This window comes from Methylobacterium sp. E-012 (assembly GCF_057836545.1).
In genome coordinates this window covers 4,692,518-4,714,489 of the sequence record NZ_JBYQEY010000001.1, presented here as the reverse complement: position 1 = coordinate 4,714,489, position 21,972 = coordinate 4,692,518, and the positions used below count along the sequence as shown (strand labels likewise).

General features: G+C 69.4%; 22 protein-coding genes and 1 tRNA gene. 16 read left to right on the top strand and 7 right to left on the bottom strand.

What is annotated here, in order from left to right:
- Positions 1-276: 276 nt before the first annotated feature.
- The 10 genes from AC3IF1_RS22570 to lpdA all read left to right on the top strand — a co-directional run bounded on the left by AC3IF1_RS22570 (position 277) and on the right by lpdA (position 11,835).
- Positions 277-852, top strand: a complete 576-nt coding sequence (locus tag AC3IF1_RS22570; protein WP_243967961.1) for a TetR family transcriptional regulator — start codon at positions 277-279, stop codon at positions 850-852.
- 405 nt (positions 853-1,257) lie between these two features.
- On the top strand, positions 1,258-2,220 hold the full coding sequence (gene mdh, locus AC3IF1_RS22565; RefSeq protein WP_489219431.1) for a malate dehydrogenase: 963 nt from the start codon (positions 1,258-1,260) through the stop codon (positions 2,218-2,220).
- 114 nt (positions 2,221-2,334) lie between these two features.
- Positions 2,335-3,531: an ADP-forming succinate--CoA ligase subunit beta gene (gene sucC, locus AC3IF1_RS22560; RefSeq protein ID WP_489219430.1), complete on the top strand. Its 1,197-nt coding sequence runs from the start codon at positions 2,335-2,337 to the stop codon at positions 3,529-3,531.
- Between the two features lie 2 nt (positions 3,532-3,533).
- Positions 3,534-4,418 (top strand): succinate--CoA ligase subunit alpha, encoded by an 885-nt coding sequence (gene sucD / locus AC3IF1_RS22555; protein WP_243967958.1) that lies wholly within the window; start codon positions 3,534-3,536, stop codon positions 4,416-4,418.
- A gap of 170 nt (positions 4,419-4,588) precedes the next feature.
- Positions 4,589-7,579 (top strand): 2-oxoglutarate dehydrogenase E1 component, encoded by a 2,991-nt coding sequence (locus tag AC3IF1_RS22550; RefSeq protein ID WP_489219429.1) that lies wholly within the window; start codon positions 4,589-4,591, stop codon positions 7,577-7,579.
- A gap of 92 nt (positions 7,580-7,671) precedes the next feature.
- On the top strand, positions 7,672-9,006 hold the full coding sequence (gene odhB / locus AC3IF1_RS22545) for a 2-oxoglutarate dehydrogenase complex dihydrolipoyllysine-residue succinyltransferase (RefSeq protein ID WP_489219428.1): 1,335 nt from the start codon (positions 7,672-7,674) through the stop codon (positions 9,004-9,006).
- Positions 9,007-9,050: 44 nt separating this feature from the next.
- Positions 9,051-9,305 carry a DUF4160 domain-containing protein gene (locus tag AC3IF1_RS22540; RefSeq protein WP_489219427.1) on the top strand — a complete coding sequence of 85 codons (255 nt, stop codon included), beginning with the start codon at positions 9,051-9,053 and terminating at the stop codon, positions 9,303-9,305.
- Positions 9,302-9,616, top strand: coding sequence for a DUF2442 domain-containing protein (locus AC3IF1_RS22535; RefSeq protein ID WP_489219426.1), 315 nt, complete (start codon positions 9,302-9,304; stop codon positions 9,614-9,616). Before AC3IF1_RS22540 ends, AC3IF1_RS22535 begins: the two co-directional genes overlap by 4 nt.
- An 8-nt stretch (positions 9,617-9,624) precedes the next feature.
- Complete coding sequence (locus AC3IF1_RS22530; RefSeq protein WP_489219425.1) at positions 9,625-10,374, top strand: SDR family oxidoreductase; 750 nt, start codon at positions 9,625-9,627, stop codon at positions 10,372-10,374.
- 60 nt (positions 10,375-10,434) lie between these two features.
- On the top strand, positions 10,435-11,835 hold the full coding sequence (gene lpdA, locus AC3IF1_RS22525) for a dihydrolipoyl dehydrogenase (protein ID WP_489219424.1): 1,401 nt from the start codon (positions 10,435-10,437) through the stop codon (positions 11,833-11,835).
- Between the two features lie 196 nt (positions 11,836-12,031).
- Here the strand turns inward: lpdA and AC3IF1_RS22520 are convergent, their stop codons facing one another.
- Entirely contained in the window at positions 12,032-12,907 is an 876-nt protein-coding gene (locus tag AC3IF1_RS22520) for a response regulator (protein ID WP_489219423.1), read from the bottom strand.
- A gap of 121 nt (positions 12,908-13,028) precedes the next feature.
- Positions 13,029-14,012: a tyrosine recombinase XerC gene (locus AC3IF1_RS22515; RefSeq protein ID WP_489219421.1), complete on the bottom strand. Its 984-nt coding sequence runs from the start codon at positions 14,010-14,012 to the stop codon at positions 13,029-13,031.
- 104 nt (positions 14,013-14,116) lie between these two features.
- Here AC3IF1_RS22515 and AC3IF1_RS22510 point away from each other — a divergent pair, with 104 nt between their 5' ends.
- Positions 14,117-14,437, top strand: a complete 321-nt coding sequence (locus AC3IF1_RS22510) for a YnfA family protein (protein WP_489220443.1) — start codon at positions 14,117-14,119, stop codon at positions 14,435-14,437.
- 10 nt (positions 14,438-14,447) lie between these two features.
- Here AC3IF1_RS22510 and AC3IF1_RS22505 read toward each other — a convergent pair whose 3' ends face one another.
- On the bottom strand, positions 14,448-15,020 hold the full coding sequence (locus AC3IF1_RS22505) for a peroxidase-related enzyme (protein ID WP_489219420.1): 573 nt from the start codon (positions 15,018-15,020) through the stop codon (positions 14,448-14,450).
- A gap of 87 nt (positions 15,021-15,107) precedes the next feature.
- On the opposite strand from AC3IF1_RS22505, the gene ruvC reads away from it, so the two are divergent.
- Complete coding sequence (gene ruvC, locus AC3IF1_RS22500; RefSeq protein WP_489219419.1) at positions 15,108-15,731, top strand: crossover junction endodeoxyribonuclease RuvC; 624 nt, start codon at positions 15,108-15,110, stop codon at positions 15,729-15,731.
- 16 nt (positions 15,732-15,747) lie between these two features.
- Here ruvC and AC3IF1_RS22495 read toward each other — a convergent pair.
- Positions 15,748-15,831 (bottom strand) — tRNA-Tyr (locus AC3IF1_RS22495).
- A gap of 197 nt (positions 15,832-16,028) precedes the next feature.
- On the opposite strand from AC3IF1_RS22495, the gene AC3IF1_RS22490 reads away from it, so the two are divergent.
- The 3 genes from AC3IF1_RS22490 (at position 16,029) to AC3IF1_RS22480 (ending at position 19,304) form a co-directional block, all read left to right on the top strand.
- Entirely contained in the window at positions 16,029-17,879 is a 1,851-nt protein-coding gene (locus tag AC3IF1_RS22490) for a DEAD/DEAH box helicase (RefSeq protein WP_489219417.1), read from the top strand.
- 90 nt (positions 17,880-17,969) lie between these two features.
- Positions 17,970-18,293, top strand: a complete 324-nt coding sequence (locus AC3IF1_RS22485; protein WP_489219416.1) for a hypothetical protein — start codon at positions 17,970-17,972, stop codon at positions 18,291-18,293.
- 597 nt (positions 18,294-18,890) lie between these two features.
- On the top strand, positions 18,891-19,304 hold the full coding sequence (locus AC3IF1_RS22480) for a DUF3597 domain-containing protein (protein ID WP_489219415.1): 414 nt from the start codon (positions 18,891-18,893) through the stop codon (positions 19,302-19,304).
- Between the two features lie 235 nt (positions 19,305-19,539).
- On the opposite strand, the gene AC3IF1_RS22475 is transcribed toward AC3IF1_RS22480, so the two are convergent.
- Together AC3IF1_RS22475 and AC3IF1_RS22470 are read right to left on the bottom strand one after the other, a co-directional pair.
- Positions 19,540-20,625, bottom strand: a complete 1,086-nt coding sequence (locus tag AC3IF1_RS22475) for a polyamine ABC transporter substrate-binding protein (protein ID WP_489220442.1) — start codon at positions 20,623-20,625, stop codon at positions 19,540-19,542.
- Positions 20,626-20,645: 20 nt separating this feature from the next.
- Positions 20,646-21,002: a RidA family protein gene (locus AC3IF1_RS22470; RefSeq protein WP_489219414.1), complete on the bottom strand. Its 357-nt coding sequence runs from the start codon at positions 21,000-21,002 to the stop codon at positions 20,646-20,648.
- A 181-nt stretch (positions 21,003-21,183) separates the two neighbouring features.
- On the opposite strand from AC3IF1_RS22470, the gene AC3IF1_RS22465 reads away from it, so the two are divergent.
- Positions 21,184-21,447 (top strand): GlsB/YeaQ/YmgE family stress response membrane protein, encoded by a 264-nt coding sequence (locus AC3IF1_RS22465; protein ID WP_243967937.1) that lies wholly within the window; start codon positions 21,184-21,186, stop codon positions 21,445-21,447.
- Between the two features lie 76 nt (positions 21,448-21,523).
- Here the strand turns inward: AC3IF1_RS22465 and AC3IF1_RS22460 are convergent, their stop codons facing one another.
- Complete coding sequence (locus AC3IF1_RS22460) at positions 21,524-21,745, bottom strand: YgaP-like transmembrane domain (RefSeq protein WP_243967936.1); 222 nt, start codon at positions 21,743-21,745, stop codon at positions 21,524-21,526.
- Between the last annotated feature and the right edge of the window lie 227 nt (positions 21,746-21,972).

Genomic DNA, 21,972 nt, shown 5'->3' with positions numbered 1-21,972 from the left:
CCGCTGAGGTAACCGGGCTCCCGGGGGGAAGCCGTAACGTCAACGCGAAGCGCCGGGACGCTTCAGCCGGTATGATGGGGGTCCGTCTCGCCCTACCACCTGTCCACTTCCCGCCTTCCGCTTCCATTCCTCAAGCCAGAATCGGACGGATGTAAGGAGGAGGCGCTCAGCGCCAAGGCCAAACTCTCCGTCGCCGATGTCGCCGAGTCCGGCCCCCTTCGGGAGGGTGCCGACGCGACTCCGGGAACCCGCCCCCGCGCGCCGGTCGCGGCCGACGTGCGGCTCCTGGGCATCGCCACCGAGCACCTCTCACGGCTTGGCCCCAAACGCGTGACCGTCGTGGCCGTGGCCGCCGAGGCGGGCATGACCCACGCCAACGTCTACCGCTACTTCCCGTCGAAGGACGCGCTCCTCGACGCGGTGGCGGGCCGATGGCTCCGCGAAGTCGAGGCGCGGCTCGCCGGCATCGCCGACGCGCCCGACCCCGCCGACGACAAGATCGAGCGCCTGCTCACGGCTTTGGCCACGGTCCAGCGGGACGCGCTGGTCGACGAGCCGAACCTCTTCGCCGTCCATCTCGACGCCACCGTGTCGGCCCGGCCCATCGCTCGACGGCACCGCGTGCGCCTGCGCAGCCTGGTGGAGCGCGTGGTCGAGGAGGGGATCACCTCGGGGATCTTCTCGGCCCGCGACCGGGAGCGGGCGATCGCCTACATCTTCGACGCCAGCTACCGCTTCACCCACCCCCTGGCGATCCAGCACGATGCCGAAGTGCCCCGCGACCTGATCGAGGCGCGGTTCGGCGCGGTGATCCATGCGATCCAGCGGGTGCTGCGCTCCGGCATTCTCTGACGCCAACGGCGGAGTTCCGACACGGCTGAAGGGCCCGGACGACGCGTCCGGGCCCTTCGCGTCTGCGCCGGGCCCTCGTTGGAACCGCGCCGGGGCAACCGCTGAAATGACAGCCCTTTGGATCTGTCATTCACGCTTCGCGCACCCTCACGGCCAGTGTGCACTGCACCTAAAACCTTCGCGACGTTGAGGTTTCGTCGCGCCGGCCGGGGACATCCCCGGGCGGCTCGCCCGCCTGATAGGCCTCCCGCACGCCCCGCATCGGGTTGAAGCGCCGGTGCTTTTCGGCCACACAGCCGCGCAGATTTCAGAGCGGCGAATCCGGCCCCGTTCCCTGGCGGACGGGCGGTCCGGGCCTCGCGCGGAAGATCACCGAACTCGACACGCAGCGGAGACGAATCCGACATGGCTCGCAACAAGATCGCGCTCATCGGGGCCGGCCAGATCGGCGGCACCCTGGCTCTTCTCGCAGGCCTGAAGGATCTCGGCGACGTCGTGCTGTTCGACATCGTCGACGGCGTGCCGCAGGGCAAGGCGCTCGACATCGCCGAGGCGGCCCCGGTCGAGGGCTTCGATGCCAGCTACGCGGGCGCCAGCGACTATGCGGCCATCAAGGGCGCCGACGTGGTGATCGTCACCGCGGGCGTGCCGCGCAAGCCCGGCATGAGCCGCGACGACCTGATCGGCATCAACCTCAAGGTGATGCAAGCCGTGGGCGAGGGCATCAAAAGCTACGCCCCGGACGCCTTCGTGATCTGCATCACCAACCCCCTCGACGCGATGGTCTGGGCGCTGCAGAAGTTCTCGGGCCTGCCCACCAACAAGATCGTCGGCATGGCCGGCGTGCTCGACTCGGCCCGCTTCCGCCATTTCCTCGCGGAAGAGTTCAAGGTCTCGGTGGAGGACGTCACCGCCTTCGTGCTCGGCGGCCACGGCGACGACATGGTCCCGCTTACCCGCTACTCCACGGTCGCGGGCGTGCCGCTGACCGATCTCGTCAAGCTCGGCTGGACCACCCAGGAGAAGCTCGACGCCATGGTCGACCGGACCCGCAAGGGCGGCGGCGAGATCGTCAACCTGCTCAAGACCGGCTCGGCCTTCTACGCGCCGGCCGCCTCCGCCATCGCCATGGCCGAGAGCTACCTGCGCGACAAGAAGCGGGTCCTGCCCTGCGCGGCCTATCTCGACGGCCAGTACGGCGTGAAGGGCATGTTCATCGGCGTGCCGATCGTGATCGGCGCCGGTGGCGTCGAGCGCGTCCTGGAGGTGACCTTCGACCCGGCCGAGAAAGCGATGTTCGACAAGTCCGTCGCCTCGGTGACCGGCCTGATCGAGGCCTGCAAGGGCGTCGACGGGTCGCTGGCGTAGTTCTGAGCGAATAGCGAACAGGGAGTAGCGAATAGGGCCCCGGCGGTCTGCTCGCTCCACTCGAACTATTCGCTACTCGCTATTCCCTATTCGCTCCTCCCCCACGAGGTCCCGATGAACATCCACGAATACCAGGCCAAGGCCGTGCTGAAGGAGTTCGGCCTGCCCGTCTCCCGCGGCGTGCCGATCTTCAATCCGTCGGAGGCCGAGGCCGCCGCCAAGGAACTCGGCGGCCCGGTCTGGGTGGTGAAGAGCCAGATCCACGCGGGCGGGCGCGGCAAGGGCACGTTCAAGGGCGCCCCCGAGGGCGCCAAGGGCGGGGTGCGCGTCACCAAGTCGATCGACGAGGTCAAGCAATATGCCGGCGAGATGCTCGGCCAGACCCTGGTGACGATCCAGACCGGCCCGGCCGGCAAGCAGGTCAACCGCCTCTACATCGAGGAAGGCGCGCAGATCGCCGAGGAATTCTACCTCTCGATGCTGGTCGACCGCGTCACCGGCGGCGTCGCCTTCGTGGTCTCCACCGAGGGCGGGATGGATATCGAGGCGGTCGCCCACGACACGCCGGAGAAGATCCACACGATCGCCATCGATCCGGCCACCGGCGTCATGCCCCATCACGGCCGCGCGGTCGCCAAGGCGCTGGGCCTCACCGGCGCCCAGGCCAAGGAAGCGGCCTCGCTGACGGAAAAACTCTACGTGGCGTTCGTGTCCAAGGACATGAGCATGCTGGAGATCAATCCGCTGGTGCTCACCGCCGACGGCCACCTGAAGTGCCTCGACGCCAAGATCTCGTTCGACTCGAACGCGCTCTACAAGCACGCCGACATCGTCGCGCTGCGGGATGAGACCGAGGAGGACGCCAAGGAGATCGAGGCGTCGAAATACGACCTCGCCTACATCGCACTGGACGGCACGATCGGCTGCATGGTCAACGGCGCCGGGCTGGCCATGGCGACGCTCGACATCATCAAGCTCTATGGCGAGAGCCCGGCGAACTTCCTGGATGTCGGCGGCGGCGCCTCGGAGGAGAAGGTCACGGCGGCGTTCAAGATCATCACCGCCGATCCGCAGGTGAAGGGGATCCTCGTCAACATCTTCGGCGGGATCATGAAGTGCGACGTGATCGCCAACGGTGTGATCGCGGCCGTGAAGGCGGTGGGCCTTCAGGTGCCGCTGGTGGTGCGCCTCGAAGGCACCAACGTCGAGGAGGGCAAGGCGATCATCCGGAACTCCGGCCTGAACGTGATCCCGGCGGACGACCTCGACGACGCCGCGCAGAAGATCGTCGCCGCCGTGAAGGGAGCCTGACCATGTCGGTGATGATCGACGCCAACACCAAGGTCATCTGCCAGGGCTTCACCGGCAAGAACGGGACCTTCCATTCCGAGCAGGCCCTCAGTTACGGGACCAAGATGGTCGGCGGCACCAGCCCCGGCAAAGGCGGCTCGACCCATCTCGGCCTGCCGGTGTTCGACACGGTGGCCGAGGCCCGCGAGGCCACGGGCGCCGACGCCTCGGTGGTCTACGTGCCGCCGCCGGGCGCCGCCGACGCGATCTGCGAGGCGATCAGCGCCGAGATCCCACTGATCGTCTGCATCACGGAGGGCATTCCGGTGCTCGACATGGTGCGGGTCAAGCGGGCGCTGACCGGCTCGAAGTCGCGCCTCGTCGGGCCGAACTGCCCCGGCATCGTCACGGCGGGCGAATCGAAGATCGGCATCATGCCGGCCAACATCTTCCGGCCGGGCTCGGTCGGCATCGTCTCGCGCTCGGGCACGCTGACCTACGAGGCGGTGTTCCAGACCACGAATGCCGGCCTCGGCCAGACCACGGCGGTCGGCATCGGCGGCGATCCGGTGAAGGGCACCGAGTTCATCGACGTGCTGGAGCTGTTCCTGGCCGATCCGAAGACAGAGTCGATCGTGATGATCGGCGAGATCGGCGGCTCGGCCGAGGAGGAGGCGGCGCAGTTCCTGCGTGACGAGGCCAAGCGCGGGCGCAGCAAGCCGATGGTCGGCTTCATCGCCGGCCGCACGGCGCCTCCGGGCCGGCGCATGGGCCATGCCGGCGCGATCATCTCGGGTGGCAAGGGCGGCGCCGAGGACAAGATCGCCGCCATGGAGGCGGCGGGCATCCGCGTCTCGCCGTCGCCCGCCCGGCTGGGCTCGACCCTGGTCGAGGTTCTGAAGGGCTGAGGCCGCGCGCCTGCGTTGCGGCCCTCGCAGGGCCGCGCCTCCCATATGGGAGATACCGAGTGCGACACAGCGGGGCGGTTTCCCGCCCCGTTTCGGTTTGAGGCGATCCGCGCCGCTGACGGAGAGCCGGGAGGGCAGGGACGCTGCCCGCGCGACAGGATGGACGGACCATGGCACGCCAGGACGTGAACGAAGCGCTCCTCGAAACCTCGTTCCTCTACGGCGCCAACGCCGCCTATATCGAGGAGTTGCAGGCGGCCTACGCCCGCAACCCCGCCTCGGTGGATCCGGAGTGGCAGACGTTCTTCAAGGGCTTGGGCGAGGACGAGACCCTCGTCGAGAAGAACGCCGCCGGGGCCTCCTGGGAGAAGCCGAACTGGCCGGTGCCGCTCAACGGCGAGCTGGTCTCGGCGCTCGATGGCAACTGGGGCGCCCTGGAGAAGGCGGTCGGCGACCGGATCGTGGCCCGCGACGCCAAGGAGCCGAAGCCCGGCAAGCCGCAGGACAGCGTCGCCGCGACCACCGGCGTCTCCGTCGAGCAGGCGGCCAAGGATTCGGTCCGGGCGATCATGCTGATCCGCTCCTACCGCATGCGCGGCCACCTGCACGCCAAGCTCGATCCCCTCGGGCTGGCGCCGCGCGGCGACCACGAGGAACTGCATCCGCAGCATTACGGATTCAGCGAAGAGACCGATTGGGATCGCCCGATCTTCCTCGACAACGTGCTCGGCCTCCAGTTCGGGACGATCCGGGAGATCGTCGACATCCTGGAGCGGACCTACTGCCAGACGCTCGGCGTCGAGTTCATGCACATCTCCGATCCCGCCGAGAAGGCGTGGATCCAGGAGCGCATCGAGGGCAAGGACAAGGAGATTTCCTTCACGCCGGAAGGCCGTCGCGCGATCCTGAACAAGCTGATCGAGGCCGAGGGCTTCGAAAAGTTCCTGGACCTCAAGTACACCGGCACCAAGCGCTTCGGGCTCGACGGCGGCGAGTCGATGATCCCCGCCATGGAGCAGATCATCAAGCGCGGCGGCGCCCTCGGGGTGCGCGAGATCGTGCTCGGCATGGCCCATCGCGGCCGCCTCAACGTGCTGACCAACGTGATGGCCAAGCCGTTCCGCGCGGCCTTCCACGAGTTCAAGGGCGGCTCGGCGTCCCCGGCCGAGGTCGAGGGCTCGGGCGACGTGAAGTACCATCTGGGCGCCTCCTCGGACCGCGCCTTCGACGGCAACAACGTCCACCTCTCGCTGACCGCCAACCCGTCGCACCTGGAGATCGTCGATCCCGTGGTGCTCGGGAAGGTGCGCGCCAAGCAGGACCAGTGGGCCAAGCCCCATATCGAGCGCCGCACGGTGCTGCCGCTCCTGATCCACGGCGACGCCGCCTTCGCCGGCCAGGGCGTGGTGGCCGAGTGCCTGGGCCTGTCGGGGCTGAAGGGCCACCGCACCGGCGGCTCGATCCACTTCATCATCAACAACCAGATCGGCTTCACCACCGATCCGCGGTTCTCGCGCTCGTCGCCCTATCCGTCCGACGTCGCCAAGATGGTCGAGGCGCCGATCTTCCACTGCAACGGCGACGATCCGGAGGCCGTCACATTCGCCGCGAAGGTCGCGGTCGAGTACCGGCAGAAATTCGGCAAGCCGGTCGTGATCGACATGCTGTGCTACCGCCGCTTCGGCCACAACGAGGGCGACGAGCCGGCCTTTACCCAACCGAAGATGTACCAGCGGATCCGCAAGCATCCGTCGGTGCTGGAAAATTACGGCCGCCGGCTGGTCGAGAACGACTCCGTCACCCAGGAGGCGCTCGACGCCCGCAAGTCCGAGTTCCGGCAGCTCCTCGACACCGAGCTGGACGTCGCCAACAACTACAAGGCGAATAAGGCCGATTGGCTCGACGGCCGCTGGTCCGGCGTCAAGGCCGTGCACGAGGACGTGGACGATCCCCGCCGGGGCCGCACCGCCGTGCCGGCCGAGACCCTGCAGGAGATCGGCCGCAGGATCACGCAGGTCCCCCCCGGCTTTCATCTGCACCGCACGATCCAGCGGTTCATGGACAACCGCGCCAAGTCGGTGGAGACCGGAACCGGCCTCGATTGGGCGACCGCGGAGGCCCTGGCCTTCGGGGCGACGCTGCTCGACGGCAACCGGGTCCGGCTGTCCGGCCAGGATGTCGAGCGCGGCACCTTCTCGCAGCGCCACGCGGTGGTGATCGATCAGGAGAACGAGCAGCGCTACACGCCGCTCAACGGCATCCGCGAGGGCCAGGCCTCCATCGAGATCATCAACTCGATGCTCTCCGAGGAGGCGGTGCTGGGCTTCGAGTACGGCTACTCCCTGGCCGAGCCGAACGCCCTGGTCCTGTGGGAGGCGCAGTTCGGCGACTTCGCCAACGGTGCCCAGGTGGTGATCGACCAGTTCATCGCCAGCGGCGAGCGTAAGTGGCTGCGCATGTCCGGCCTCGTGCTGCTGCTGCCGCACGGCTACGAGGGACAGGGGCCCGAACACTCCTCCGCCCGTCTGGAGCGCTACCTGCAGGCCTGCGCCGAGGACAACATGCAGGTCGCCAACGTCACAACCCCGGCGAACTACTTCCACATCCTGCGCCGCCAGCTGAAGCGGGACTTCCGTAAGCCGCTGATCCTGATGACCCCGAAGTCCCTGCTGCGCCACAAGCGCGCCGTCTCGACGCTGGATCGCCTGGCGGAGGGCTCGACCTTCCACCGGGTCCTCTGGGACGATGCCGAGGAGGAGGGCGCTCCCAACAAGCTCGTGCGCGACGACAAGATCCGCCGCGTCGTGCTGTGCTCCGGCAAGGTTTATTACGACCTGCTGGAGGAGCGGGAGAAGCGCGGCCTCAACGACATCTACCTGATGCGCGTCGAGCAGCTCTACCCGTTCCCGCTCAAGGCGCTGGCCACCGAGATGGGCCGCTTCCGCAACGCGGACGTCATCTGGTGCCAGGAGGAGCCCAAGAACATGGGCGCCTGGGCCTTCGTCGAGCCCTACCTTGAATGGGTGCTTGGCCAGGCCGGCTCCGCGGTGAAGCGCGCCCGCTACGTCGGCCGCCCGGCCTCGGCCTCCACCGCGGTGGGCCAGATGTCGAAGCACCAGGCGCAGCTCCAGGCCTTCCTCAACGAGGCCCTGGCGGTCTGATCGTTCGGGACCCGGCGGCGACCCCTCCGGGCCGCCGCCTCATTCTCCAGGCCGTCCGGCACGGCCCAACCGATCCGGAAGTGCGAAACGACATGGCTACCGACATCCTCGTCCCGACGCTCGGCGAATCCGTGAGCGAGGCCACGATCGGCCGCTGGTTCAAGAAGCCCGGCGACACGGTCGCGGCCGACGAGCCGATCGTGGAACTTGAGACCGACAAGGTCACCCTGGAGGTCAACGCCCCGGCGGCGGGCCAGCTCGGCGAGATCCTGGCCAAGGACGGCGAGACCGTGGAGCCCGGCGCCCTGCTCGGCTCGATCGTCGAGGCCGGCGCAGCGGCCGGTGGCGGCAAAAAGCCGGCGGCCCCGAAAGCGGTCGCCGAGACCAAGGCGGAGAGCCGGAGCGAGGCCCCGAAGGCCGACCTGGGCAAGGCCGACTCGGGCAAGGCCGAGGCTCCGGCGCAGGAATCGTCGGCCGGCTACGGCAACCACGGCGCCGCGGCGTCCCCCGCGGCCCAGCAGCGCCCGGCGGGCGACAACGGCCCGGCGGTGGCCAAGCTCGCCCGCGAGTCGGGTGTCGACCCGTCGGGCGTGAACGGTTCGGGCAAGGACGGCCGCGTCACGAAGGGCGACATGCTCGGCGCCCTGGCCAAGGGTCCGGCCCCGGCCGCCCCCGCCAAGGAGGCCCGCCCGGCCCTGCCGCGTGCGCCCTCAGCGCCGGACGATGCGTCGCGCGAGGAGCGCGTGCGCATGACGAAGCTGCGCCAGACCATCGCGCGCCGGCTCAAGGACGCCCAGGACACGGCGGCGATGCTGACGACGTTCAACGACGTCGACATGTCGGCCGTGATGGCGATGCGCAGCCAGTACAAGGACATCTTCGAGAAGAAGCACGGCACAAAGCTCGGCTTCATGGGCTTCTTCACCAAGGCGGTGATCGGCGCCCTCAGGGACGTGCCGGCGGTCAATGCCGAGATTGACGGGCAGGATCTCGTCTACAAGAACTACTACCACATCGGCATCGCGGTCGGGACCGATAAGGGCCTGGTCGTGCCGGTGGTGCGGAACGCCGACGACCTGTCCATCGCCGGGATCGAGAAGACGATCTCCGGCTTCGGCAAGAAGGCCCGGGACGGCAAGCTCTCCATCGAGGACATGCAGGGCGGCACCTTCACGATCACCAACGGCGGCATCTACGGCTCGCTGATGTCGACCCCGATCCTCAACGCCCCGCAATCGGGCATCCTCGGCATGCACCGCATCGAGGAGCGCCCGGTGGTCCGCGCCGGCAAGATCGAGGCGCGGCCGATGATGTACCTCGCCCTGTCGTACGACCATCGCATCGTCGACGGTAAGGAGGCCGTGACCTTCCTGGTGCGGGTGAAGGAAGCACTGGAGGATCCGGCCCGGCTCGTTCTGGATCTGTAAGGGCGCAACCGCGATCGCGGCATCGATCGGAAGAAGGCTGATCGATGCCGACCATCCCGATCGTCGAGGGCGTTCGGATCGTGATATTTCTCAACGATCATCTTCCTCCGCATCGGCACGCGCTGTTCGCCGGCCAAGAAGCCAAGCTTTCGATCGCCACGGGAGAAGTCCTCAGCGGGAAGCTGCCGCGCGCGAAACTCAAGACGATCCAGACGTGGCTGGGTGCCAACCGCGAAGAAGTCGCCTACATCTGGCGAGAGATCCGGGCCGGACGCTACAGCGGAGGGATGATCGCGTGACGACACATCGGATCGCCACCGTGGAGGCTCTGGACTACCCGACACTCCGTATCACGTTCGACGACGGTCTCGGAGGCATCGTCGACCTGTCGGATCTGATCGCCGACGGACCCGTCTTCGCGCCGCTGAAGGACGAAGCGTATTTCCGGACGGTTGCGGTCGGTGAGCACGGCTGGACCTTCGGCTGGAACCTCGATGTCGAGGGCGAGGAAATTGATTTCTGTCCCGACGCGACGCGGATCCGGATCGAGACCCAGATCGTGGAGGAACTGGCGAGCCGGTTCGAGACGCGACGCGTTGCAGCCGCATGAGTGAGCCGATGAACGGACCAAAGGTCGCCATCGTCACCGGCGGCAGCCGCGGCATCGGGCGGGCGGTGTCGCTGCTCCTGGCGGAGCGCGGCTACGCGGTCTGCCTGAGCTACGTGGCGGATGCCGCCGCGGCCCAGGCGGTGGTGGAGGCGATCACCGCAAGAGGCGGCCAAGCGCTGGCGGTGCGCGGCGATGTCGGCAGCGAGGCCGACGTGATCGCCCTGTTCCAGGCCGCCGACGGCCTCGGCCGGCTCGCCGCGCTCGTCAACAACGCCGGCGTGGTCGACGTGAAGTCGGATGTTGCCGACATGAGCGCGGCCCGGCTGCAGCGGATGATGCAGACCAACGTGGTCGGCAGCTTCCTGTGCGCCCGCGAGGCGGTGCGGCGGATGTCGACCAGGCGCGGCGGGGCCGGAGGCGCCATCGTCAACCTGTCCTCGGTGGCGGCGCGGCTCGGCGGCCCCGGCCAGTTCGTGGACTACGCCGCCTCCAAGGGGGCCATCGACTCGCTGACGATCGGGCTCGCCCGGGAGGTGGCCGGGGAGGGCATCCGCGTGAACGCGGTCGCGCCCGGCATCATCGCCACCGACATCCACGCCAGCGGCGGCGAGCCCGACCGGGTGGCGCGCCTCGGCCCGGGCGTGCCGATGGGCCGGGCCGGCACCGCCGAGGAGGTGGCCGCGCCGATCGCGTGGCTGCTCTCGGAGGAGGCCGCCTACACCACGGGCGCCATCCTCGACATCGGCGGCGGCCGCTGATCCCGACCTGACATTCCCTGCCCGTCCTGACGCGGCACGACCGAGCGGAAGCGAACGCACATGTCCTACGATCTCGTCGTCATCGGCACCGGCCCGGGCGGCTACGTCTGCGCGATCCGCGCGGCCCAACTCGGCCTGCGCACCGCCGTGGTCGAGAAGCGCGCGACCCACGGTGGCACCTGCCTCAATGTCGGTTGCATCCCGTCCAAGGCGCTGCTCCACGCCTCCGAGGCTTTCGAGGAGGCGAGCAAGCATTTCCCCGATCTCGGCATCGAGGTCAGCGGCGTGAAGCTCGATCTCAAGAAGATGATGGCCTTCAAAGCCGAGGGCGTGGCCGGGAACACCAAGGGCGTCGAGTTCCTGCTGAAGAAGAACAAGGTCGACACCTTCCACGGCACCGGCCGGATCGCCGGCGCCGGCCGGGTCGAGGTGGTGTCCGAGGATGGCGGCAACCAGATGCTCGAGACCAAGAGCATCGTCATCGCCACCGGCTCGGACGTGACGCGGCTGCCGGGCGTGACCATCGACGAGAAGGTCGTGGTCTCTTCCACGGGCGCCCTGGAGCTGGACCGGGTGCCGAAGAAGCTTCTGGTGATCGGCGCCGGGGTGATCGGGCTGGAGCTGGGCTCGGTCTGGCGCCGGCTCGGCTCGGAGGTCACCGTGGTCGAGTATCTTGACCGGGTGCTGCCGGGCATGGACGGCGAGGTCGGCAAGCAGTTCCAGCGGATTCTGACCAAGCAGGGCATCGACTTCCGGCTCTCCACCAAGGTGACCGGCGTCGAGGTCGGCAGGAAGGGCGTGGGCGTCACCGTCGAGCCGGCCGCGGGCGGCACGGCCGAGACGCTGCAGGCGGACGTGGTCCTCGTGGCGATCGGCCGGGTGCCCTACACCGAGGGTCTCGGCCTCGAAACGGTCGGCGTCCAGCGGGACGAGAAGGGCCGGATCCTCACGGATGCCCATTACGCCACCAACGTCACCGGCATCTACGCGATCGGCGACGTGATCGCCGGACCGATGCTCGCCCACAAGGCCGAGGACGAGGGGGTCGCCATCGCGGAAATGCTGGCCGGCCAGTCCGGCCACGTCAATTACGGGGTGATCCCCAACGTGGTCTACACGTTCCCGGAGGTGGCCTCGGTGGGCAAGACCGAGGAGGAGCTGAAGAAGGACGGCATCGCCTACAACGCCGGCAAATTCCCGTTCACGGCCAACGGCCGCGCCAAGGCGAACGGCACGACGGAGGGCTTCGTGAAGGTACTGGCCGATGCCCAGACCGACCGGGTGCTCGGGGTCCACATCGTCGGCGCCGATGCCGGCAACCTGATCGCCGAGGTCGCGGTGGCGATGGAGTTCGGCGCCTCCTCGGAGGATATCGCCCGGACCTGCCACGCGCACCCGACGCTCACCGAGGCGGTGAAGGAAGCCGCGCTCGCGGTGAACAAGCGCGCGATCCACGTCTGAGCGGGCGTTCGTCACCCGGGATTCCCCGGGAACGGGCGAGGGCCAGATCGGTCGAGACCGGGCTCGCGCCTCCCCCCTCCCTTGCGGGGAGGGGAGGCGAGCGGCGCGTGGTGCGCGGCTCATCCACCGACACTGCGCGAACGCGGTCCGCGCACGGGTGAATACTGCCCCGCCCCGTCCTGCTGTGTCGGCCCGTTCAGGCGATCTTGCGCCGGGGATTCGGCAGATCCGCGATCCGCAGCAATGCGCTCGGCGCAGGCGGCGCGGTCAGGGCGTTGAGGAGATACGGCCGGCGCAGGCCGAGGGCGTTGTGCAGGGCGAGGTCGATGTCGCGGGCGTAGAACGGCATCCGCAGCACGGCATCGACGCCGAAGTAACGGCCGGCCTGCGCGACCGATTCCGGCTCGGAGGTGGTCAGCAGGGTGATCCGCGTCGCGAGACCGAGCGGCTGGATCTGGCAGGCGAGTTCGAGCCCGTCGATGCCGGCGAGCTTCACGTCGATGAAGGCGAAATCGTAGGCCGCGAGCTTCAGCTGCTTGAGGGCATGGCGGCCGTCATCCGTCTCGTCGAGGGTGATGGCGAACCCGCTCCGGGCGACCACGCGGCTGATGGCCGAGCGCCCGGCCGGCGTCGAGCAGGCGAGCAGCGCCCGCGTCGGCGTACGGCGGTGGGCATCCGCGTGAAGCAGCTGCTCGATATGGCTCGGGTCCAGGGGCGTCTTCAGGACCTCGTAGGCGCCGAGGCTTGTGGCGATCTCCTGCCATTGCGCCAGCACGCGATTCGCGACCAGCACCAGGCAGGGCGGCTCCGCGCCCGCCCGCCGCGCCACAGCGACCGCCTCAGGTCCGCTCAGATCCTCCAACTCGAGGCCGACGAAGGCGAGTGTCGGGCGGTGCCGGAGCAGGATGTCGCAGAGTGCCTGCCCCGAGGTCGCCTCGTCGATCACGGCGGCGGGATCGAAGCGGCGCACGACGTTGCAGAGTGCCGCACGGCGACCCGCGTCACAATCCGCGATCACGACCCGTGCGGGCGTCAGCCCCCCCTCAAGCTCCATGACGTCCGTCCAAGCCATCCCAGTCCGTATCCGTCAGAGTGGCTGCAGATGGTGACAAAGCTCTTAAAGAAATCGACTGTTCACTCGTTCGAACGGATAAGCTGTCAATTCAGACCAAAAGTGGCTCGGAATTCCTTGCCTATAATAATCTATGTGAGCGGCCGGCCCTCGGATGAGCCGCCGCGTAGGCACTCATCAGCCGGGCCGCGTCGACCTGGGTGTAGAGCTGCGTGGTCGAGAGGGAGGCGTGACCGAGGAGTTCCTGGATGGCGCGCAGCTCCCCCTGGCGGGCGAGGAGATGCGTGGCGAAGGAGTGCCGCAGGGCGTGCGGTGTGGCGCTGTCGGGCAGGCCGAGGGCGCCCCGGGCGCGGGCGACGGCATATTGGATGATCCGCGGCGACAGCGGGCCGCCCCGGGCGCCGACGAACAGCGGCCCGTCCGGCGCCAGGGGCAGCGGGCAGGCGGCGAGATAATCGGCCACGGCCTGCGCGACCACGGGCAGGATCGGCACCATGCGCTCCTTGCCGCCCTTGCCGAGCACGGTGACTTGATCGGTGCCCGGCAGCGGCGCGTCCCGACGCGTGAGGCCGAGGGCCTCGGAGATGCGCAGACCCGCACCGTAGAGGAGCGCCAGCACGGCAGCGTCCCGCGCCAGAACCCAGGGCTCGCGCTCCTCACCGGCACGGATCTCCGTCCCGGTGAGCGCCACCGCGGCGGCGACCGGCAGGGGACGCGGCAGCCGGCGCGGCACCTTGGGCGAACGCACGCCGCCCAGCGCCGAGACCGTGCCGTACCCCTCGCGTTCGAGGTAGCGCCCGAAGGACCGCAGGCCGGCGAGCATCCGCATCAACGAGCGCCCCGAGACCGCGTCGGCCCGGCGCGCGGCCATGAAGGCGCGGAGGTCGCGCACCTTCAGGGCCAGGAGCATCGGGATCGTCGGCGTACCCTGGCGCGTCGCGAGGTGGCGGAGGAACTGGCGCAGGTCGCGCTCATAGGCCTCGACGGTATTGGGCGACATCCGCCGCTCGCGCGCCAGCCCGTCGATCCAGGCCAGAACGACGGCGCGCAGGCGCGTATCGCCCGGGATCAGCAGGAGGTCGTCGGTGGTGGCATCGGCGCTCATGGGTCCAATCGACCGGTTCCCCCTTGCCGGACGCTTAACGCGCGCTGCGATCCCCGCCCGACGTCACGGCGCTCGCCGCGCCCCGAGCCCTGTGCCAAGCCCCGATCATGACGTTCCTCACCTATGCCGGCGCCGCCCTCGCGGAAATCGCCGGATGCTTCGCGTTCTGGTCCTGGCTCCGGCTCGGACGGTCCGCCTGGTGGGCGCTGCCGGGCCTGGCCGCGCTCGCGGCCTTCGCCGTCCTGCTGACCCGGGTGGACAGCCCGGCGGCGGGGCGCGCCTTCGCGGCCTATGGCGGGGTCTACGTGGCCGCCTCGGTCCTGTGGCTGTGGCTGGCGGAGGGCCAGCGGCCGGATCGATGGGACCTCGCGGGCGGCGCACTCTGCCTCGCCGGGACGGCGATCATCCTGCTGGGCCGCCGGTGATCGGCCGGGTTCAGCGGCCCATCCCGTAGAACTCGGCGTTCGGGCGCAGATCCGCCACGCTGGCGATCCGGTTCGACAGGGCGAACAGGGCGGTGATCGCCGCGATGTCCCAGATGTCGTCCTGGCTGAACCCGTGCCCGGCGAGCGCGGCATGGTCCTGCGCGTCGATGGTCTGCGCGGCCGTCGCGACCTTGATGGCGAAGTCGAGCATCGCCCGCTGCCGCGGCGTGATCTCGGCCTTGGCATAGTTGATCGCGATCTGGTCGGCGATCCGCGCGTCCTTGGTCCGGACCCGCAGGATCGCCCCGTGGGCCACGACGCAGTAAAGGCAATCGTTGGCCGCGCTGGTGGCCACCACGATCATCTCGCGCTCGGCCTTGGTGAGGCCGCCGGGCCGGTCCATCAGCGCGTCGTGATAGGCCATGAAGGCGCGGAACTCGTCCGGACGATGGGCGAGCGCCAGGAAGATGTTGGGCACGAAGCCCGCCTTCTCCTGCACGAGGGCGATCCGGGCGCGCAGATCCTCCGGCATGTCGGAGAGATTCGGCACCGGGAAGCGGCTGATCGGCGTGTCCGCAGGCATCGATCGTCCCTTGGTGAAACCAGGCGTTCACGATACGTACGGCAGCCTCGGGCCGTTCGTCGAGCCGTGGAGCCCATGATCAGCCCTGTGAACAGTTCCGTCCGTATCCTCGGCATCGATCCCGGCCTCCGGCGCACGGGCTGGGGCGTCATCACCGCGCAGGGCACCAAGCTCACCTACGGCGATTGCGGCGTCGTCACCTCGGACGGTGACCTGCCGCTGGCCCTGCGGTTGCGCGAACTGTTCGAGGGGGTCGGGCGCGTGGTCGAGGCGGTGCGGCCCGACGATGTCGCCGTGGAGGAGACCTTCGTCAACAAGGACGCGCAGGCGACGCTCAAGCTCGGTCATGCCCGGGCCGTGTCGCTCCTGGTGCCGGCGCTCGCCGGGCTACCGGTGTTCGAATACGCCGCCAACCTGATCAAGAAGACCGTGGCGGGCTCCGGCCACGCCGAGAAGGTCCAGATCCAGGCGATGGTGCGCTTCCTGCTGCCCAAGGCCGAGTTCCGCGTCGCCGACGCCGCCGACGCGCTGGCCATCGCGATCACCCATGCCAGTCACCGGGACGCGCACGCGCTCCGAAGGGCGCATCTGCCCGCGGGCAAGCGCCGGAGCCTAACAGGCCAGGCGGCCGCGGGGCAGGGGCTCGAAGGGAAGGGTTTCTCAGCCGCCGCAGCCGCGCGCATCGAGGCGGCGCTGGCGAAACAGGGCTGACGGGATCGGGATATCTTGGTGGGGGAAGTAGGACTCGAACCTACGAAGCTTACGCAGCGGATTTACAGTCCGCCCCCTTTGCCGCTCGGGACATTCCCCCAAGGCGGGTTTCTCGCCCGCGGCGCCCTTATGGTGAGGGGCTCGCCGGGTGTCAACGCTTGTCGTGCGCCGATCCGCCGAACCCGGTGCATCCGGCCGCCCGGCGCGAAGGAAACGCGAACGTTCCGCGACCGGAGGGATTCACAAAGGAATCGGGATCGGCCACGGTGCGCGGATGTCGCCCTGCTTCGCCGGCCATTGACCCGCCCCGCCCCGTCCCTGCGGTCCCACCAGCGCACGCTGATGGCCCTGGTCGACGCCATGGCGCGCGGCGAGGCGGCCCATATCCAAAAAATCCTCGCGGCGGTGACGCCCGGCGGCGGCAAGTCGCTGCTGCCGGTGATCGCCGCGCAGAGCCTGATCGCGGCCGGCCTGGTCGAGCGCGTCGTCTGGGTGGTGCCGCGGGATTCCCTGCGCCTGCAGGCCGAGGAGGCCTTCGCCGATCCGCTCTGGCGCAGCGTCTTCGGACACGCCCTCAGCGTGCGCGCGGCCGATAACGAGCGCGACCCGGCCCGCGGGCTCTCGGGCTACATCACCACCTATCAGGCGGTCGCCGCCGCGCCGGCGCTGCATCTCGCGGAGGCCAAGGCGCACCGCACCCTCCTGGTGATCGACGAGGTCCACCACCTACCGGTGCCCGGCCGACCGGGCGCGGAGGCGGCCGACGCGGAGGATGCGGAGGCGGGGGCCTGGTCCCGGGCGATGCTGCCGGTGATGGAGGCGGCCGCGATCAGTCTCTATCTGTCCGGGACATTGGAGCGGGCGGACGGGCGCCGGATCCTGGGGCTGCCCTATCACCCCGCCGCGCCGGGCCGCGGGCCCGAACTCAACCTCGAAGCGCCCGGGCTCGCGGTGATCGGCTATTCCCGGACGCAGGCGCTGAGCGAGCGGGCGGTGCTGCCGGTCACCTTCGGGGCCATCGACGGCGAGGCGAGCTGGCTGGAGGGTGGCCGGATCTCCGGCGACGCGCCCCGGGTCGGGCCGCACCGGCTGGGCGCCGGATCGGTGCGGGTGACCACGCGGCCGGCCCTGTTCACGGCCCTGCGGACCGGTTTTGCCCGGGATCTCCTGAGCGAGGCGTTCTTCGCCACCAAACGCCTCCGGGCCCGCCGCCGGGCCGAGCACCGCCTCGCGCCGGGCGAGCCGGCGCGGGGCCTCGGCAAGCTCCTCGTGGTGGCGCCGGATCAGGCGAGCGCGCGCGCCTATCTGACGACCCTGCGCGGCTGGATGCCGGCGGGGCAGGGGGAGCGCGACGTCCGGCTGGCCACCTCCGGCCAGGGCGACGCCCACGCGGCCCTGGCGGCGTTCCGGCTGACCCCCGAACCCGCCGTGCTGGTGACGGTGGCGATGGCCTACGAAGGGCTCGACGCCCCCGAGGTCGCGGTGGTGGCGGCGCTCACCCATATCCGCTCGCGGCCCTGGCTCGAACAGATGCTGGCGCGGGCGACCCGGGTCGATCCGCATGCCGGCGCCTACGACACCCAGCAGGCGCTGATCTTCCACCCGGACGACCCGCTCTTCGCCCGTTTCCGCCTGGAGCTCGAGACCGAGCAGGGCAGCGCCGCCCGGCCCCGGCGCGAGCGCCCGGCGAGCGCCCTGGTCCCGGAACGGACCCCCTGGCGCGACGAGGATCCGGGCGGAATCACCCCCCTGGAGAGCAACGCTATCGGGCTCCGCTACGCCCTGCTGCGCCCGCGCCTCGTCGAGGCTGTCCCGACGACGCCCGCCCCCGAACTGCCCTCGATCACCGAGCGCACCCTGCGGCAGAGGCTCGCCGCCGCGGTAGCCGCGCAGGCGGTGGAGGACGAGGCGTCCCTGCGGGTGCCCCGCGGCGGCAATCTCGCGCATCGCTACAACGCCGTGCTGAAACGCGTGCTCGGCAAGGGCCGCGCGACCATGACCCTGCCCGAACTGGAGGCAGCGCTGAGCTGGCTTGAACGCAACCGCCTGTCGGACCATCTCGACCGTCTCGACGGCGATGCCCGCTACGCGTGGTCCGCCCGCCAGCGCCGGGGCCCCTGGCCGCCGGCACGCGCCGCCGGCCGATAGGGCGCTCGCCGCCGAGGTGGGCACCGGGCCGGTGTGAGCCCGCGCGGCGGATCGGGGCTTGGAGCCGCCGCAGGACGCGAGGAGAATGTCGTGACCGAGAGCCTGCCCGCCGCCTTCTCGGCGACCCTGATCGACGCCGCGCCCCCGGCGTCTTGGCCGGCCCCGTTGGCCGCGCTCTGGTGGCTGGCCCGGGATCCGTCCGGATCGGGTTCGACGGCCTGGGAGCGGGCACACGCCCTGGTGCAGGAGGCGCCGGGTCGTGATGCGGCCTGGGTTCACGCCCATCTCCACCGGATCGAGGGCGATGCGGAGAATGCCCGCTACTGGTACGGCCGCGCAGGCCGACCGGAATCGCGCGGGACCTGGGCGGAGGAACGGGCCGCCATGGCCTCTGCGCTGTTCGACCCGGCCTGATCCGCCACGTCGCGCGGGATCGAAATCCGGTCCGACGCCGTTCCTGCCGGGCGTCGAACGCACACCCGCATCTTATAAGCGAGTCGGATTTCTTTGATCTACTACAGGTTTAATCTTGTTCGATTGATCCCGCGGCCTGAACGCTCCGGGCGTTCATCACCGCGACCTCCCTCGTCTCACAACGTCAGATCAAACTTTTCTTCGACAGAACACGCCCGCGCGATCGAACGCCCATAATTCGGCCAATCCTGAATAACTACGTTCTTTTTTCGCTGGCATAGCGGCGAAAACTGACTATGGGTACGCACATCGATTCCGAAATCAGGGGAACACGCTGGTCGTCGTGATGAGCTTGGCTTGTTTGATCTGCGGCGTGTGTCTCGCCGCCGTCTCGCTGCGCGTTCCCGCTCGCTCCGCCACGTTGGAGCGCTGGAGCGGCGTCTGTCTCGTGCTCGGTCTCGGCCTGCTCGGCGTCGCGCTGCACGGCGCCCGCGGTTAGGATGCGTCGCCGGGGCCGATTCTCGGAACGCCCCGCGCCACCGCCAGTTTAACGCCCGCCCGACGCCTCAGTCGGGCTGTGATCATCGGAGCGGACTCATGAGCCTCCTCGGCAGCATCGTCGGCAAAATCCTCCACCCCTTCGGCGGCGGGAGCGCGGATGCGGCACCCGCACCCACGGCGGGTTCGGGCGGATCGGCCGGCTCGAGCAATCCGTCCACGTCCTCGACGGCGGGCGCTCCCGGCGGCGGCGAGCCGGTGGACGTGGCGGCGGTCCTCACCGGCCTCGCGGAGAAGAACTCGCAGACGCTCGACTGGCGCCACTCCATCGTCGACCTGATGAAGCTGCTCGACCTCGATTCAGGCCTTGCCTCGCGCAAGCAGCTCGCCGACGAGTTGCACTACACCGGCGACAAGGACGACTCGGCCGCGATGAACATCTGGCTGCACAAGCAGGTCATGCAGAAGCTTGCCGAGAACGGCGGCAAGGTTCCGGACGACCTCAAGCACTAGGACTGCCCCGCGACCGTCGAACGCAAGCCCCGGCACGGCGCGCTGCCGGGGCTCCCACCGCCTGTGGACCCGTTCTGTATCCCGGCCTCGGCCTTGTCCTGAGGCGTCCGAGGCAGCGGGTCTCGAAGAAGCTCTCCAGAGTCCGGGGCGATCCCTACTTCGAGGCCTCCGCGCCGTTGCGGCACCTCTGGATGGGGGGTCAGACCGGATCGCCTCATCCCCCCGATGCCCCCGCTCAGCGTCCCGTGCGAACCCGCGTCCAGAGCCGCGTGACGAAACGCTGCGTGCGGTCGTCCCAGGCGGTGTTGATCGACAGGCGCTGCATCGTCGCCTCGTCCGGGTAGATACCGGGATTGTTCAGGATCTCGGGCTTCAGGAACCGCTTCGCCGCGAGGTTGCCACTGGCATAGGCCACGAAGTTGGTGTTGGCCGCTGCCACCTCCGGCCGCATCATGTAGTCGATGAACGCGAGCGCCTCGGTTGGGTGGGCGGCGTCCTTCGGGATCGCGAAGGTGTCGAACCACATCAGCGCCCCCTCCTTGGGCACCACGTAGGCGATCTCGATCCCGTTCTTGGCCTCCTCCGCCCGGCGCTTGGCCTGCATCACGTCGCCCGAGTAGCCGACCGCCACGCAGATGTCGCCGTTGGCCAGGGCTTGGATATACTCGGAGGAGTGGAACTTCCGCACGGTGCCGCGCACCTTGTAGAGGGCATCCGTCACCAGGGTCAGGTCGTCCCAGCGCTTGGAATCGGCCTTGGCCCCGAAGGCCGGGAGCATGCTCGGGATCAGGTCCTCGGGGGAATCGAGCATCATGATCCCGCATTCCTTGAGCCTGTTGGCGGAGGCGGCATTGAGGACGAGGCTCCAGGAGTTCAGCGCCGCGCCGGCGCCCAGGCGCTCGCGCAGGGCGGCGACGTTGTAGCCGATGCCCGTGGTGCCCCACATGTAGTCGACCGCGTAAGCGTTGCCCGGGTCGTAGACCGCAAGGCGGCTGCTGACCTCCGGCCAGAGGTTGCCGAGGTTCTTGAGCTTGGTCTTGTCGAGGGGCAGGAAGGCGCCGGCCCGGATCAGCCGTTGCAGGTACGGCCCGGACGGCACGACGATGTCGTAGCCGGACCGCCCCGCCAGCAGCTTGGTCTCCAGGATCTCGTTGTTGTCGTAGGTGTCGTAGACGACCTTGATGCCGGTCTCGCGGGTGAAGGCGTCGAGCACCGTCGGGTCAATATAGTCGGACCAGTTGTAGATGTTGAGGACCCGCTCCTCCGCGGCCGGAGCCGCGGCGCCGAGGGCAGCCAACAGGGCGGCCGCGACGGCCGCCAGAACAGTGCGGCGGGGGCCGGTCACCGGCTCCTCGCGGCCACGACCACGATCTCGACGAGGTATTCGGGTCCGGCGAGCTTCGCCTCGACCGTGGCGCGGGCGGGGGGATTCTCCGGCGAGACCCAGGCGTCCCAAGCGGCGTTCATCTCCGCGAAGGTCGCCATGTCGGCGAGGTAGACGGTGGCCGAGAGGATGCGCGCCTTATCGCTCCCGGCCACGGCCAGCAGCCGGTCGATCTCCACCAGGATCTGCTGGGTCTGGATCGTCACGCCGGTGCCGACCGTATCGGCGGCCACCTGCCCGGCGAGGTAGACTATGTCGCCGAAGGCAACGGCCTGCGACATCCGCTTGCCCGGCTCGATCCGCTGAACATCCATACCCGTCTCCACCACCTCGGAACCGGCGTATCTGCCGCGGCCCCGGGGCGGCCGTAAAGGGCGGCGCGGCCGCGCGCCGCGGGAACGGGCGGAAATTCGACGTCCCGTCACCGGGTGCGGGCAACCGTCGCGGGCCGCGGCGCGTTCTGCCGGCATCGTCAATCACGCACTGGGGTTTGTCATGGGTATCCTCTGGACCATCGTCATCGGCTTCCTGGCCGGCATCATCGCCAAGTTCGTCATGCCGGGGCCGAATGAGCCGTCGGGCTTCATCCTGACCACGATCCTCGGCATCGTCGGCGCCTTCGTGGCGACCTTCATCGGCCAGGCGGTCGGCTGGTACGGCCCCAATCAGGGCGCGGGCTTCATCGGGGCCATCGTGGGCGCCGTGGTGGTGCTGTTCATCTACGGCCTGATCGCGAGCCGGCGCAGCACCACGATCTAAGCGTTCCGGGACGCATGAAACGAGAGGGGCGCCCCGCGGGGCGCCCCTTTTTTGTCGCTCGGAGGCCGGCGGCCGCTCAGAGATGCTCGGAGGCGGCCTTCACGGCGCAATGGCCGGTCGCCCCGCGCACCGCGAGGCCGACACCGACGACTAGGGCCAGCAGGCTCAGAAACTTGTTGGGCCGCGGCTGCGCGGCTGCGGCGGCGATCCCGAGGCCCAGGGCCACCGAGACGGCGCGTTCCGTTGTCGACAGGTTCGGCTGCCCACTGAAGATATCGTGCATCATGTCGTTGGCCATGGAAAAATCCCTGCGTTGAGGTCGCCGGGCGAACGCGGAGGGGCCGGTCGCGTTCCCGCCGCCATCCGAGCGGATTGCCGCCCACGGCAGGGGAACCGCCGGGCCGACATTCCCTCCGTGGCGGCGGATCGCCCGGAGGCGGGGATATGACGGCGGCATCGCGCCGCGGTTACGGGCTAAAGCGTCTGGGCGACAGAACCCCGCTCCCCCGGCGCGGCAGCGACGGG

Bases quoted from the DNA above. Each gene is read 5' to 3' on its own strand.
- AC3IF1_RS22515 (WP_489219421.1), bottom strand. From the start codon at position 14,012: ATGAGCGCCGATGCCACCACCGACGACCTCCTGCTGATCCCGGGCGAT.
- lpdA (WP_489219424.1), top strand. From the start codon at position 10,435: ATGTCCTACGATCTCGTCGTCATCGGCACCGGCCCGGGCGGCTACGTC.
- AC3IF1_RS22520 (WP_489219423.1), bottom strand. From the start codon at position 12,907: ATGGCTTGGACGGACGTCATGGAGCTTGAGGGGGGGCTGACGCCCGCA.
- odhB (WP_489219428.1), top strand. From the start codon at position 7,672: ATGGCTACCGACATCCTCGTCCCGACGCTCGGCGAATCCGTGAGCGAG.
- sucC (WP_489219430.1), top strand. From the start codon at position 2,335: ATGAACATCCACGAATACCAGGCCAAGGCCGTGCTGAAGGAGTTCGGC.
- AC3IF1_RS22480 (WP_489219415.1), top strand. From the start codon at position 18,891: ATGAGCCTCCTCGGCAGCATCGTCGGCAAAATCCTCCACCCCTTCGGC.
- mdh (WP_489219431.1), top strand. From the start codon at position 1,258: ATGGCTCGCAACAAGATCGCGCTCATCGGGGCCGGCCAGATCGGCGGC.
- AC3IF1_RS22465 (WP_243967937.1), top strand. From the start codon at position 21,184: ATGGGTATCCTCTGGACCATCGTCATCGGCTTCCTGGCCGGCATCATC.
- AC3IF1_RS22540 (WP_489219427.1), top strand. From the start codon at position 9,051: ATGCCGACCATCCCGATCGTCGAGGGCGTTCGGATCGTGATATTTCTC.
- AC3IF1_RS22550 (WP_489219429.1), top strand. From the start codon at position 4,589: ATGGCACGCCAGGACGTGAACGAAGCGCTCCTCGAAACCTCGTTCCTC.
- AC3IF1_RS22505 (WP_489219420.1), bottom strand. From the start codon at position 15,020: ATGCCTGCGGACACGCCGATCAGCCGCTTCCCGGTGCCGAATCTCTCC.
- AC3IF1_RS22460 (WP_243967936.1), bottom strand. From the start codon at position 21,745: ATGGCCAACGACATGATGCACGATATCTTCAGTGGGCAGCCGAACCTG.
- AC3IF1_RS22530 (WP_489219425.1), top strand. From the start codon at position 9,625: ATGAACGGACCAAAGGTCGCCATCGTCACCGGCGGCAGCCGCGGCATC.
- AC3IF1_RS22470 (WP_489219414.1), bottom strand. From the start codon at position 21,002: ATGGATGTTCAGCGGATCGAGCCGGGCAAGCGGATGTCGCAGGCCGTT.
- sucD (WP_243967958.1), top strand. From the start codon at position 3,534: ATGTCGGTGATGATCGACGCCAACACCAAGGTCATCTGCCAGGGCTTC.